Source organism: Desulfuromonas acetexigens (genome assembly GCF_900111775.1).
Lineage (GTDB): Bacteria > Desulfobacterota > Desulfuromonadia > Desulfuromonadales > Trichloromonadaceae > Trichloromonas > Trichloromonas acetexigens.
On sequence record NZ_FOJJ01000037.1, the window covers coordinates 288,865 to 301,105 of the forward strand.

Consider the following 12,241-nt stretch of genomic DNA (forward strand, 5'->3'; position numbering starts at 1 on the left):
GTCGGCCGATGGGAACCGACCTCGGCCGGAAATAGATCAGTCGAACAGCGACCAGTTGATGGAGATGGCCGCCCGCTCGCGCAGACCCCGCAGCCATTCCTGATAGGCTTCTTCCTCGGCGCGCTCGCGCAGCCGCGCGCGAATTTTATCCCGGGACTCGTCCAGGGAGACTTGCAAAGCCGGGCGACGTTCCAAGAACTGGAAAAGATGATAACCGTACTCGCTTTGCACCAGACCGCTCAGATCCCCCGCGGCCATCTCCCAGACGGCCGAGTCGATCTCGGGCGGCATTTCCCCCTGGGCAAAAAATCCGAGGTCCCCCCCTTCTTCGCCATCGGGAGAGAGGGAATGGCGCCGGGCCAGCTCGGCAAAATCGACGCCCGCCTGCAGCTCCGCCAGCAGCCGTTGCCCTTCGGCCTCGTCCGCGACCAGAATCTGCCGCACCCGAACCTGCTCGGGTTGGGCGAACTCTTCGGCATGCTCCCGATAGTAGGCGGAGACCTCGTCGTCGCTGACCTCGACCTCGTCCTGAACCGTCAGGCGCGCGACCTTTTCCATCAGCAGGCTTTCTTCCAGCTCACGCCGCCAGGCCTTTTCATCGAGACCGCGGGCCTTCAACCCGGCATGAAATTCCTCCTCGGGGTAGCCGCTACGCACCTCGGCTTCGGCTGCCGCCAACTCCGCTGCCGTCAGGGAGACAGCGAGGCGCTCCGCTTCCGCCAGGGACAGTTCGCGGTCAACGATGCGAACGAGAAAGGTCCGCTCCAACTCGGCCCGCTCTTCGGCGCCAAGCTGCTGGTCCTGGGGAAGCGTCTTGGCAAAGCGCTCCTGAAATTCGCCGTGACTCACCTCGCGGCCATTGACCTTGAGCAGCACCTGCGGCGAAGCCTCTCCCCGCTCACGACAGCCGAAAAGCATCAGCCCGAAGAGGAGCAGCAGGAGTACTCGATAGCGGCCCATGACCATGAAATCCTCGCGCGGAAGACCCCGACGTGAAGGCTTGAAAAAGAGAAAAACAACGAATTCCAAAGGGAAAGCTAGCACAGCTAGAGAAATTGCTGCAATTCTTTTTTCGCCGCCGCCAGCACCTCTTCCGCCGCCAGCTTGCCGGTGCGCACCGACAGGCGATAGTCAGGAGAGAAACGATATTTGCCCGGCTCATCCATGAGCTTGAGAATCTTCTCCGGTGGCACCGGCGTACCGGCATGGAAGGCAAAGAGCAACTGACGCCCGTCGTATTCGGCCTGCTCGACCTTGAGCCGCTTCATCAGTACCCGCAGCTTCATCACCTCGATCAAGAGCGTTGCCGGCTCGGGCAGCTCACCGTAGCGGTCACGCAGCTCGTCGGCAAGGTCGTAAAGCTCCTCCACAGCCTCGGCGGCGGCCAGCTGCTTGTAGAAAACCAGGCGCTGGTTGGGATCGGGGAGATATTTTTCCGGCAAAAAGGCCGACAGCCCCAGGCGCACCTCGGGGTCGATCTTTTCCTCCCGCTCCAGGCCTTTGAGCTCATCGATCGTCTCTTCCAGCAGTTCGGTATACATCTCGAAGCCGATGGCAGCGATCTGTCCGGCCTGGCGGGCGCCGAGCAGGTCGCCGGCGCCGCGCAGTTCGAGATCGTGGGAGGCGACACGGAAACCGGCGCCGAGCTCGGTGAGATCCTGCAAGACCCGCAGCCGCTCGCGAGCCTCGCGGGTCAGGCTCCCCTCGCCGGGGATGAGCAGGTAGGCGTAGGCGCGGTGACGGCTGCGCCCGACCCGGCCGCGCAGCTGGTAAAGCTGGGAGAGACCGAAGCAGTCGGCGCGGTTGATGATAATGGTGTTGGCCCGGGGGATGTCGATGCCGTTTTCGATGATGGTGCTGCAGACCAGTACCTGGGCCTTCCCCTCGATGAAGTCGACCATCACCTGTTCCAGCGCCTTTTCCCCCATCTGCCCGTGGCCGACGATGATTTTCGCCTCGGGGACGAGGGTGCGCAGAAATTCAGCCATCGCCTCGATGTTCTTCACCTGGTTGTGGACGAAGAAGACCTGACCGCCCCGGCGCAGTTCGCGCAGAATCGCCTCGCGGATCAGATCGTCGTCGAAGCGGGTGACGTAGGTGCGCACCGCCAGGCGGTCCACTGGCGGGGTCTCGATCACCGAGAGATCGCGCATTCCCATCATGCTCATGTGCAGGGTGCGGGGGATGGGGGTGGCGGTGAGGGTGATGACATCGACCTCGGCGCGCAGCTTCTTCAGCCGCTCCTTGTGGCTGACGCCGAAGCGCTGCTCCTCGTCGATAATGACCAGGCCGAGATTCTTGAAACGCACGTCCCGCTGCAAGATCCGGTGGGTGCCGATGAGGATGTCGACCTGGCCGGCGGCGGCGCGTTCCAGCACCTGTTTCATTTCGGCCGGGCTGCGGAAGCGGGAGACCATATCGACCTCGACCGGATAGCCCTTGAAGCGTTCGCGGAAGGTCTCCCAATGCTGACGGGCGAGAACCGTGGTCGGCACCAGTACCGCCACTTGGCGACCATCGAGGGCGGCGCGAAAGGCGGCGCGGATCGCCACCTCGGTCTTGCCGTAGCCGACGTCGCCGCAAACCAGGCGGTCGACAGGGCGCGGTGACTCCATATCGGCCAGCACCTCCTGAATCGCCTGTAGCTGGTCGGGGGTTTCCTCGTAGGGAAAGGCCGCCTCGAACTCACGGAAAACCCGGTCCGGCGGGCTGTAGGCAAAGCCCTGACTCAACTCCCGGCGGGCGTAGATCTTGAGCAATTCCCGGGCCAGTTCCTCGACGGCAGCGCGGGCCTTGAACTTGGCCTTCTCCCAGGCACCCCCCCCCATCTTGTCGAGGCGCGGCGTCTGCCCCTCGCCGCCGACATATTTCTGGACCTTCTCGATGCGCTCCACCGGCAGGTAGAGCTTATCGCCGCCGGCGTATTCGAGATGGAGGAAATCCCCTTCGCTCGGCCCCATACTGAGGTGTAACAAGCCGTGATAACGGCCGATGCCGTGGTCGGCGTGAACGACGTAATCCCCCTCCTTGAGCTCCGCCAGGGAAGAAAGGAGGGCGCGCACATCCTTGCGTGGCCGTCGCCGCACCCGCTGGCCGAAGATCTCCTCCTCGGTGACCACCGCCAGTTTTTCGTCCGGCAGACGGAAGCCGTCGGCCAGCTCCCCAAGGGTGATGACGAGATCCCCGGGGCGCAATCTCTTGCAGGAAACCGTCGGGTCGAAGTCGGGATGCATCCCCTCGGGCGCGAGCAGGTCGATGAGCCGTTCGGCCTGCCCCTGCTGATGGCAAACCAGCAGGGTGCGCCAGCCCGCCTCGCGCCACTGGCGCAACTGCGCGGCCAGCGCCGCGAAGCCGCCGGCCTCACGCAAGCGGCCGTGGATGTCGCCGTTACCGAAGACGTTGAGGCGGTAGCGCTGCCGCCCCTCGTCCAGGCGCAGCACGTCAAGGGGGGAAAAATCCTGGCGGCGACGCAAGGTCAATTCCCGCTCCAGCTCCGCCGGGGTCAGATAGAGCTCCGTCGCCTCGACATAGGGCTCCTCGCGGCGAGCCTGGCGCGCCACCCCCTCGGCGACTTCGGCGGCGAACTCGTCGCCGGCCTGCTCCACCGCCGGCGGATCGAGAATCACCCAGCGCCCCTTGGGGGCGTAGTCGAAGAGGCTGTCGAGCCGTTCGTGAACCAAGGGGAGGAGAAACTGGCGACCGGGGGCGAGCAGTCCCTCCCGCGCCTCTTCCAGCACCGCCTCGCGCAGGGTGCGGGGCAGGCCGAGGAGATCACAGCGCTCCTTGAGCCGCCGGGAGAAGGTCGTCAGAAACTCGCCGGTCAGGACCATCTCCCGTGCCGGCAAGAGCCGCAGCTCCTTGAGTTCGGTGCCGGCGGAACGCTGGCTGACGGGATCGAAAGGACGCAGCCGCTCCAGGCTGTCGCCGAAAAACTCGAGCCGCACCGGTTGCGGCAGGGACGGGGGGAAGATGTCGAGGATGTCGCCGCGCAGCGAGAAGGTGCCGCGATCCTCCACCAGCGGCACGGCGTTGTAGCCGAGGCGCAGCAGCAGGGCGGTCAGCTCATTACGGGCATAATCTTCGCCGGCGCGCAGACTCGCGCTCAACGTCCCCAGCACTTCGCGGGGGATGACCCGCTGCAAGAGTGCCCGCGCCGTCGTCACCACCGCCCGCGCCCGCCCTTCGTGCAGGGCCGCCAGGGCCGCAAGGCGGCTCGCCTCGACCTCGGGATGGGGGCTCAGCGGCTCGTAGGGGCGGATCTCCCAGTGGGGGAAGAAGAATACTTCGTCCGGGCGACCGTGGTAGAAGGCGAGGGCGGCGGCACAGCGTTCCGCCTCGCGGCCGTCGGCGGCAACCACCAGCAACGGCTCGGCCAACGTCGCCAGTTCCGCCGCCAGCAGATAGGCGCCGCTGGAACCGAGCAGCCCCAGCACTTCGAGGCGGGTGGCGCCGGCGCTCAGACCGTCGAGGACCGAGCGGATGGTGGCATGGGCGACTTCCGGCGCTTGCGGCGACTGATCCATGGCTTTAAGCTTGTCCTAAAAAAACGGGGCGTGCCGAACACGCCCCGCATGATGATTTCTTCGGCGAAAACCCGGTCAGTCCCGGGGGATGGCCAGCATCCGCTCGAGGGCGACTCGCGCCTTCTCCCGCACCTCGTCCGGTACGGTGACCCGGGGACTCAAGGTCTGCAGGCTTTTCAGCACATCCTCCAGGGCGGTCAGCTTCATGTTGGGGCAGATCAGGCGCCGCGAGGGGAGGATGAATTCCTTGTCGGGATTCTCCAGGCGCAGTCGGTAGAGGATGCCCGCCTCGGTGCCGACGATGAATTTTTTCGCCGGATTGCTCTTGGCGAAGCCGTACATGCCGGTGGTGGAACAGATATGATGGGCCAGGGCAAGAATCTCCGGGGTGCACTCGGGATGGGCCATGAAGAGGGCGTCGGGATGCTCGGCCAGGGCCTGTTTCACCTCTTCCACCGCCAGGCGATCATGGGTCGGACAGTAGCCTTCCCAGAAATGGCACTTCTTGTCGGTGTTGGCGGCGATGTAGCGGCCGAGGTTGCGGTCGGGGACGAGAATCACTTCGTCGGCATCGAGGGAGTTGACCACCTTGACGGCGTTGGCGCTGGTGCAGCAGATGTCGCTTTCGGCCTTGACCACCGCCGACGAGTTGACGTAGGTCACCACCGGCCGTCCGGGGAGCCGGGCCTTCATCTCACGCAGGCCCTCGACGGTGACCATGTCGGCCATCGGGCAGCCGGCGTCGGGACGGGGCAGGAGGACGATCTTCTCCGGTGCCAGAATCGCCGCGCTTTCGGCCATAAAATGAACGCCGCAGAAAACGATCACCTTGCGCTCGGTGCGCGCCGCTTCCAGCGACAGGGCCAGGGAATCGCCGGTAATGTCGGCCACGGCCTGAATCTCGTCGCGCTGGTAGTTGTGCGCCAACAGCAAGGCATCGCGTTCCTCGGCCAGCCGGCGAATTTCCTTGAACATTTCTTCCTGAGTCATAGGCCACCTTCCATCGCCGTGCGGCAAAGAGCTTGCAAAGTCGCCGTATACTAGTTTAAAAGTCCTGATATGTCAAACCCTTATCGAATCCCTTTGGTCTTGACAGGGACAGGGGAGAAGGGATAATCTCGGCACGCTTGTCCCACATCCCGCCCCCCATATCCCAAGGATTCTTTTATGTTCGGTATCGGCATGCCCGAGCTTCTGTTGATTCTGGCTGTAGCCCTGATTGTCATCGGCCCGAAAAAACTTCCCGACATGGCCCGCGCCCTCGGTCGCGGCCTGTCCGAGTTCCGCAAAGCCACCGACGAACTGAAAAACACCCTGAACGAGGAAAGCCGGGCCGAGCAAAAGCCCGAGTCGCTACCGTCCCCCGCCCGCGAGACCACGCCGCCGCCGGTGACGACCTCCAACCCCTATGTCGACGGTACCAGTGCCGAGCTCGACGAGCTCACCCCCGGCCCAGAGGAGGCGACTCGCCCGGAAACCAAGGACCCCACCCATGGCGGATGATCAGCTGCCTCTCACCACCCATCTTGAAGAGCTGCGCAAACGCCTGATTATTGCCGCCTCCGCCTGGATCGTCGCTTTCCTCGGCTGCTACAGCTTTGCCGAAAAGCTTTTCCAGTACATTGCCGAGCCGGTCCGGGTGGCCCTGCCCGAAGGCAGCTCGCTGGTCTTCATCAATGCCACCGAGCCCTTCTTCACCTATCTCAAAATCGCCGCCATCGCCGGGGTATTGGTCGCTCTGCCCGTTATTCTCTGGCAGTTCTGGGCCTTTATCGCCCCCGGTCTCTACGGCCACGAGAAACGTTTCGCCATCCCCTTCGTGCTGGTCAGCTGCATGTTTTTCGCCGCCGGCACCTATTTCGGCTTTGTCTACGTTTTCCCCACCATCTTCACTTTTCTCATCGGCTACGGCACCAGCGTCGCCGGCATCAGCGCCATGCTCTCCATGGGCAGCTACCTGACCCTCTCGACCCGGCTGCTTTTCGCCTTCGGCCTCGTTTTCGAGCTACCGGTGGTCATCTTCTTCCTTGCCCGCATGGGGGTGGTCGACCACATCTGGCTGCGCAAAAACCGCAAATTTGCGATCCTTTGTGCCTTCATCGTCGGCGCCGTCCTCACTCCACCCGACGTCTTCTCCCAATCCGCCATCGCATTTCCCTTCATCATTCTCTACGAAGTCGGCATCCTCGCCGCCCGCTTCTTCGGCAAGAAAAAGGTCGAACCGGAAGAAGAGGATGATGAAGGCGAGGAGGAGAAGCCACCGGAAAACACCGACTGAAAACATTCCTATAACAAGCAAAAACGCCCGTGGCCGAAAATGGCAACGGGCGTTTTTTGTTGGGGGTTCAAGCTGAACGCTGGGGGATGAGGGAGGAAAAGTGGAAGGGTTCAAGAAACGACACTTCCTTTTGTCTCTCATCAGCATCGCCCAGGTTACAGAGCGATGCAAATAGAACAACAAGGTTACACTGGGGAAAGCGGTAAAACGATGGCTCCCGAGCTTAGGTTTCTTCATTATTGATGGATCAGTCGGTCCCGGAAATTAACAAATTTCCCTGGCTGTCCTTCCTTTTTGGACCACCGCTCAATTTCGGCCAGATCGATGTCGTTGGATCTGCCGACAAGTAGCGCTTGTTCCAGACACTCCAGATCGTTCCAGTGGAAGTAGGCCGCTAATCGATCCTTGACACAGTCCGTCGGCGACAAGGCCACCAAAGTTCCCGTATCGTAACTCAGCACCTTGAGGCTCTGCGGCGGTTCGTCGCCAACCGCCAGGGGACCGGCGGGAAACTCAAGGAAAATCTTCGTTTCCGGATGTCTGAAATAACGGCCTTGCTCCTGAAAGTCGATCTCGGCCAGCGCCGCTTTCAACTTGCGTCGCCCGGAAGAAATGTTTTCGATAAAGTCCAGATCGTCGGAAACATACTTGCCGGCGGCATAGATGGAAACACACCCTCCCCCCGTAAGAACCACGTCAATTTCCTTCCGTTGCAGATGAGAGCAGACGTAAGCCGCCAACTCACCCATTCCCATATCAGCTATCGCTTTCATAGAGGTTTCCCCGCTCTCCGGGGACGGCGCCTTCCCATCATCAGCCGGTCTTTTTCTTCTTCCGGATAAAAAGCCAGCGCCCTTTCCAGGATCGTCTTGAGTTCCTCAAGAAAGGGATAGCGCGGATTAAAGGCATACAGGCGGGTGTTTCCAAGCAGACGACTGTACAGCACCCCTCCCGCCTCCAGTTTCTCGAACTGGTTTTGGATCGACCGCAAATCGACGGCATAGAACTTGGCCACCTCGCGCGGGTAGCCTTCTTCCCTGGCAAGGATGTAGAGCAGAACCTTTTCCCGGTTGACGGTGCCGAATAAAGCTTCAAGCATTGCTGGCCTCGCTAGTGACGTAATGACTCCGTCAGTTGATTTACTATTTACGTCATTCTAAGCTCTGATGTCTCCTCAAGCAATGCTATTTTCTTCCTCCAGATCGACAGCGAGCCGGCTCCGTTTTGAGGCTTACCAAGGTGACAGGAGCGGGTTTTCGTGATCTCTTCGCTGCCGTCGGAATTCCTCGTTTACCGGTAGGGACCACTGACCCCGTCGCCCAGGGTTACAGCGGAAAGAGCAGCGGCAGCAAAGCAATGCATATGAGCAGCACGATCAGGGTGAAGGGGACGCCGACACGGAGGAAATCGACAAAGCGATAATTGCCGGGACCAAGGACCAAAGTGTTGACCGGCGAAGAGATGGGCGTCATGAAGGCAGCGGAGGCGGCCAGCGCGACCGTCATGGCAAAGGGGTAGGGGGAGACTCCGAGCTCTTGAGCCACGCCGATGCCGATGGGGGCCATCAGTACGGCGGTGGCGGTATTGGAAATGAACAGGCCGATAACGGCGGTGAGCAGGAAGAGCGCCGCCATCACCACCCGGGGGCCGGCGTCGCCGACGAGGTCGAGCAGGGCCGCCACGAAAAAGTCGATCCCTCCGGTTTTCTGCAGGGCCAAGGCGAAGGGGAGCATCCCGACAATCAATATGAGGCTTTGCCAGTGGATGGAGCGATAGGCGCTCTCCATATCGATGCAGCGAAAGGCGCCCATCAGCATGCAGCCGAGAAGGGCGGCAATGACGTTGGGAACCAGCCCACTGATCATCAAAGCGATAGTCGCAGCGAGACCGATGAGGGCAAAAGGGGCCTGACGCAGGGCCGGCGCGGCTTCGTCGAACTCGGCGGGGAGATTGAGCAGTAAAAAATCGTGGCTCTGCGAACGCAACTGGCGAATGGATTTCCAGGTGCCGGCAATGAGCAGCGTATCCCCCAGTTTCAGCTTTTCGCGCAGCAGATTTTCTCCCAGGGGCTCGCCTTTACGCCGGATCCCCATGACGCTGATCCCCCGTTGCGAGCGCAGTTGCAGATCGAGCACCGACTTGCCGATGAGGAACGATTCGGGGGGAAGCAGCAGTTCGGCCATCCCCAACTCCCGTGACAGATCGTCGCGAAAGCCGCTCTCGCTCAGCCCCAGTTCGGCCCGAAACGCCTCGACACTGATGGGGGCGCAGGTAAAGTCGATGATGATAATGTCACCGGCAAGCAACTCCCGGTTGGCGGAGGGTCGCAGCATGACCCGGCGGAACTGGCGCTGGCGTTCGATGGAGACGATATTGGCCAGGTAGCGCTTGCGCAGTTCCACTTCGCCGAGCGTTTGCCCCACCAGCGGGGAATCGGGCTCGATGCGCATGCGATGAACGCGATCGAGAATCCGATATTCCCGCGCCAGATCCATCAACCGGCGGCGCTTTTCGGGTGCGCCTTCACCTTCCTTGCGACCGCCGATCCGGCCCTGCATCGCCAGCATGTAACCGACGCCGCAGAGGAGCACGACCAGACCCATCGGGGTGAAATCGAAGAAGGCGAAGCCTTCGTACCCGGCGCGGCCGAGTTCGGCATTGACGATCAGGTTGGGCGGCGTGCCGACCAGGGTAAGCATGCCGCTGATGAGACCGGCGAAGCACAGGGGCATCATCAGGCGACTTCGGCTCACGCCGATACGACCGGCGACGCTCAGGGTCACGGGGATGAAGATCGCGACGACGCCGGTGGAACTCATGACCGAACCGAGGACGGCGACCGCCAGCATCAACAGCACCAACACTCGGGTTTCGCTCTTTCCCGCCTTGTCGACCAGCCAGTCGCCGACCCGCAAGGCGATGCCGGTACGGACCAGGCTTTCGCCGATGACAAAAAAGGCGGCGATAAGAATGACGCTGGGCTCGCTGAACCCGGCCAGAGCTTCCCCAGCATCGAGGATGCCGCTGAGGACCAGAGCAAGGAGAGCGAGTAGCGCCACCGCGTCCATGCGCGGACGGTTGGCGACGAAGGCGGCGATGCAAAGGGCGAGAAGGCCCAGAACCCACAGTGTTTCGGCATTCATGACGGACAACCCGGGGTAAGGGGTGGGAAGGATGAGACACGTTTTCTGCCGTACTCTACCCCGAAGCGGCTTGACAAGGCAAACCGGGGGAGGGAAATGGCGACTGGAAGGGCAGCAATACTTTTGCGGTTATGCCGACGGCCCTCCGGAAGGGAGCCTTGCCGGAAAGGACAAATGCACGAAATCCCTTGAGACGCCACCAGTTCCAGATTTCCATTGCAACAAAAACGCCCGTCGCCATTTACGGCCACGGGCGTTTTTGTTCATCAATGCTTGCGCGCAGTGCCGAGAAGCTATTTCTTCTTGAAAAAACCGACCTTGCCAAGGATGAAAATCAGCAGCGCGGCGCCGGCGATGGCGATGACAAAGCGAAGGATACCGCCGGCGGGGGCGATGCCGAGCATTCCGGCGAGCCAGAAGCCCAGGGACGAACCGACCAACCCGACCAAGACATTGGCGATCATGCCCATCTGCGCGTTGGTCTTCATGACGATACTCGCCAGCCAGCCGACCAGGCCGCCAATAATCAAAGAAACGATGAAACCCATCTTTATCCTCCCTGAATAATTAGATAATTTTCTGCATCAACCCGGGCGTCAACTCAGTCGAGCAGTTCCGCGGGCACATTCCCGCCGTTGGCGGCGATGCGGGCAAGCACGGTTTTGTGCAGCCACATGTTCATCTTCGCCGAATCGCCCATCAAATCGGCGGGACAGCCCAACTCTACGGCCAGCTCCTTGCGCGCCGCGAAGCTGCTGTCGATTTCGAGTAGTTTCAACAGGTCGACAATAGACGTCCGCCAGTTGAGCTTCTGCGGATTCGCCGCCGCCCGTTGCTCCAGTTGGGCGACCACGTCGACCACGGCGACCGGCTTGGGTGACGACGGAGCGGCCGGAGCCACGGTGGACGCCGTAGCGCCAGGAGTTGGCGCGGCCTCCGCAGTATCGCTGCCGATGCCGAGCTTGGCGAGAATTTTACTGAAGAATCCCATGGTTCTCTCCTTTGCTGGTGAGGTTAAGGGTAGCGCCTGCCGGATTGCCGACGGGGTGTGTTTTAGTACGACCAGGCCGATGAAGCGGCCGTCTAAACGATAAAAACCGCCAGCGGACAAAATCCCGAAGCGGCACGGCAACGAATCATCCCCCGGCAACATCAACCACAACAGGCAAAATCAATGCATTAAGCGTAACGCAAGCATGGCCGTTCGACAAGGTCGAGGCCGGAAAAAGACCGGAGGCATGCCGGAGATGACGGATTGGGAAGAAGGGCGGGGGGGGCAAATGTGTTTTAATTCAAGGGTGACATCGCTGGCTACCACTAGTTCTTCGACTCTTTGCGCAGCCTTCGCAGGAACTCAGAGTCCAGGTCACTTGCTTCCGTATACAGCACGACTTCTGACCACTTCTTTGTGTTCAAGGTCGACATGGTTTTATTGCGAAGGAAAACCCGCCCCTCGCGCTCTCCGATGAACTCAGTAAAATGCATGCTCTGTTGATGTCTCTTTTCATATTCTGCCTGAAAATCCGCCCCGGTTATGTGCTGTGACGCCCCCTGACAAGCGCACACCACCATAGCGATCAGAAGGAACAGGACGACGGCGATTTGTTTCATTTAATTCATTGGCCTCGAATTCGTGGTTTCACCGGCATGGCGCAACCGCGATTTCCCGAGTGAAGATAGCAGTCATGCTTTCCCGCCAGGTCCGTAGTGGAAACCGTTGTTGGGGCTTGTTCTTCATGGTTTCAGGCCTTGCTTTCCAAATGCATTGATGATTGCATCAGCCAAGTCTGAAAAATACTCCCTCCTACTCTTTGGGGGTACCCCTGTCAGGCGAACGAAAATCGGCGCCAGATCTCTGATGTTGACCGTCGCTGAGATGCCGCGTTTAGCAAGGAGTGACTCCCGTACCGTCGTGAACTCGCCGAGCTGCCCATGCAGTTCATTGATGAACTCGAAACCAAAATCCGCGAATCGATACCGATGCTCGTTTGATTCTTCGGCGGTCCGGCACGGGACACCGCTAAGTTCCACCGTCAGTCCGGAATAGGTGCCGACCAAGTCTGGAAGAATCTCGTCATGCCAACGTGGTTTCTTGAATAGGTTCATTCAGTCTTGTCGGCCCCAACGTGAGGACCCAAAAGGTGACAGATTGAGGACCCAACACAAAAAGGGTAGAGTAGAGAGCAGGTTTTACCCTGCCCTCCCTCATCAAACCGTGCATGCGGTTTTCCCGCACACGGCTTTCCGATGTTCTTCACCGCAAGGCATGCGCCCTCTTCCAACCCGCTGAGGTCGGC

General features: G+C 60.9%; 12 protein-coding genes. 2 read left to right on the plus strand and 10 right to left on the minus strand.

All coding sequences use genetic code 11. The features are described from left to right. Positions 1-36: 36 nt before the first annotated feature. The 3 genes from BQ4888_RS13640 to nadA form a co-directional block, all read right to left on the minus strand. A complete protein-coding gene (locus BQ4888_RS13640; RefSeq protein WP_170232874.1) occupies positions 37-960 on the minus strand; it encodes a peptidylprolyl isomerase in 924 nt (307 codons plus the stop codon). Between the two features lie 86 nt (positions 961-1,046). Next, entirely contained in the window at positions 1,047-4,523 is a 3,477-nt protein-coding gene (gene mfd / locus BQ4888_RS13645; protein WP_092057809.1) for a transcription-repair coupling factor, read from the minus strand. Positions 4,524-4,598: 75 nt separating this feature from the next. Continuing rightward, positions 4,599-5,513: a quinolinate synthase NadA gene (nadA, locus tag BQ4888_RS13650; RefSeq protein WP_092057810.1), complete on the minus strand. Its 915-nt coding sequence runs from the start codon at positions 5,511-5,513 to the stop codon at positions 4,599-4,601. Positions 5,514-5,690: 177 nt separating this feature from the next. Between nadA and tatB the strand changes: the two genes are divergently transcribed. Continuing rightward, positions 5,691-6,026 (plus strand): Sec-independent protein translocase protein TatB, encoded by a 336-nt coding sequence (gene tatB / locus BQ4888_RS13655; RefSeq protein ID WP_092057811.1) that lies wholly within the window; start codon positions 5,691-5,693, stop codon positions 6,024-6,026. Then, entirely contained in the window at positions 6,016-6,801 is a 786-nt protein-coding gene (gene tatC / locus BQ4888_RS13660) for a twin-arginine translocase subunit TatC (protein ID WP_092057812.1), read from the plus strand. The genes tatB and tatC overlap by 11 nt, the downstream gene beginning before the upstream one ends. A 236-nt stretch (positions 6,802-7,037) precedes the next feature. Here the strand turns inward: tatC and BQ4888_RS13665 are convergent, their stop codons facing one another. The 7 genes from BQ4888_RS13665 to BQ4888_RS13695 form a co-directional block, all read right to left on the minus strand. Further along, on the minus strand, positions 7,038-7,574 hold the full coding sequence (locus BQ4888_RS13665) for a hypothetical protein (protein ID WP_092057813.1): 537 nt from the start codon (positions 7,572-7,574) through the stop codon (positions 7,038-7,040). Next, positions 7,571-7,900, minus strand: coding sequence for a helix-turn-helix domain-containing protein (locus tag BQ4888_RS13670; RefSeq protein ID WP_092057814.1), 330 nt, complete (start codon positions 7,898-7,900; stop codon positions 7,571-7,573). Before BQ4888_RS13670 ends, BQ4888_RS13665 begins: the two co-directional genes overlap by 4 nt. Before the next feature lie 226 nt (positions 7,901-8,126). After that, on the minus strand, positions 8,127-9,977 hold the full coding sequence (locus BQ4888_RS13675) for an SLC13 family permease (protein ID WP_276609561.1): 1,851 nt from the start codon (positions 9,975-9,977) through the stop codon (positions 8,127-8,129). Positions 9,978-10,237: 260 nt separating this feature from the next. Further along, on the minus strand, positions 10,238-10,492 hold the full coding sequence (locus BQ4888_RS13680; RefSeq protein ID WP_092057816.1) for a GlsB/YeaQ/YmgE family stress response membrane protein: 255 nt from the start codon (positions 10,490-10,492) through the stop codon (positions 10,238-10,240). A gap of 53 nt (positions 10,493-10,545) precedes the next feature. Further along, positions 10,546-10,935 (minus strand): DUF3597 domain-containing protein, encoded by a 390-nt coding sequence (locus tag BQ4888_RS13685; protein WP_092057817.1) that lies wholly within the window; start codon positions 10,933-10,935, stop codon positions 10,546-10,548. 326 nt (positions 10,936-11,261) lie between these two features. Further along, positions 11,262-11,555 (minus strand): hypothetical protein, encoded by a 294-nt coding sequence (locus tag BQ4888_RS13690; RefSeq protein WP_092057818.1) that lies wholly within the window; start codon positions 11,553-11,555, stop codon positions 11,262-11,264. A 123-nt stretch (positions 11,556-11,678) separates the two neighbouring features. Next, positions 11,679-12,050 (minus strand): hypothetical protein, encoded by a 372-nt coding sequence (locus BQ4888_RS13695; protein WP_092057819.1) that lies wholly within the window; start codon positions 12,048-12,050, stop codon positions 11,679-11,681. Positions 12,051-12,241 lie beyond the last annotated feature (191 nt).

Bases quoted from the DNA above. Each gene is read 5' to 3' on its own strand.
- BQ4888_RS13640 (WP_170232874.1), bottom strand. From the start codon at position 960: ATGGGCCGCTATCGAGTACTCCTGCTGCTCCTCTTCGGGCTGATGCTT.
- mfd (WP_092057809.1), bottom strand. From the start codon at position 4,523: ATGGATCAGTCGCCGCAAGCGCCGGAAGTCGCCCATGCCACCATCCGC.
- nadA (WP_092057810.1), bottom strand. From the start codon at position 5,513: ATGACTCAGGAAGAAATGTTCAAGGAAATTCGCCGGCTGGCCGAGGAA.
- tatB (WP_092057811.1), top strand. From the start codon at position 5,691: ATGTTCGGTATCGGCATGCCCGAGCTTCTGTTGATTCTGGCTGTAGCC.
- tatC (WP_092057812.1), top strand. From the start codon at position 6,016: ATGGCGGATGATCAGCTGCCTCTCACCACCCATCTTGAAGAGCTGCGC.
- BQ4888_RS13665 (WP_092057813.1), bottom strand. From the start codon at position 7,574: ATGAAAGCGATAGCTGATATGGGAATGGGTGAGTTGGCGGCTTACGTC.
- BQ4888_RS13670 (WP_092057814.1), bottom strand. From the start codon at position 7,900: ATGCTTGAAGCTTTATTCGGCACCGTCAACCGGGAAAAGGTTCTGCTC.
- BQ4888_RS13680 (WP_092057816.1), bottom strand. From the start codon at position 10,492: ATGGGTTTCATCGTTTCTTTGATTATTGGCGGCCTGGTCGGCTGGCTG.
- BQ4888_RS13685 (WP_092057817.1), bottom strand. From the start codon at position 10,935: ATGGGATTCTTCAGTAAAATTCTCGCCAAGCTCGGCATCGGCAGCGAT.
- BQ4888_RS13690 (WP_092057818.1), bottom strand. From the start codon at position 11,555: ATGAAACAAATCGCCGTCGTCCTGTTCCTTCTGATCGCTATGGTGGTG.
- BQ4888_RS13695 (WP_092057819.1), bottom strand. From the start codon at position 12,050: ATGAACCTATTCAAGAAACCACGTTGGCATGACGAGATTCTTCCAGAC.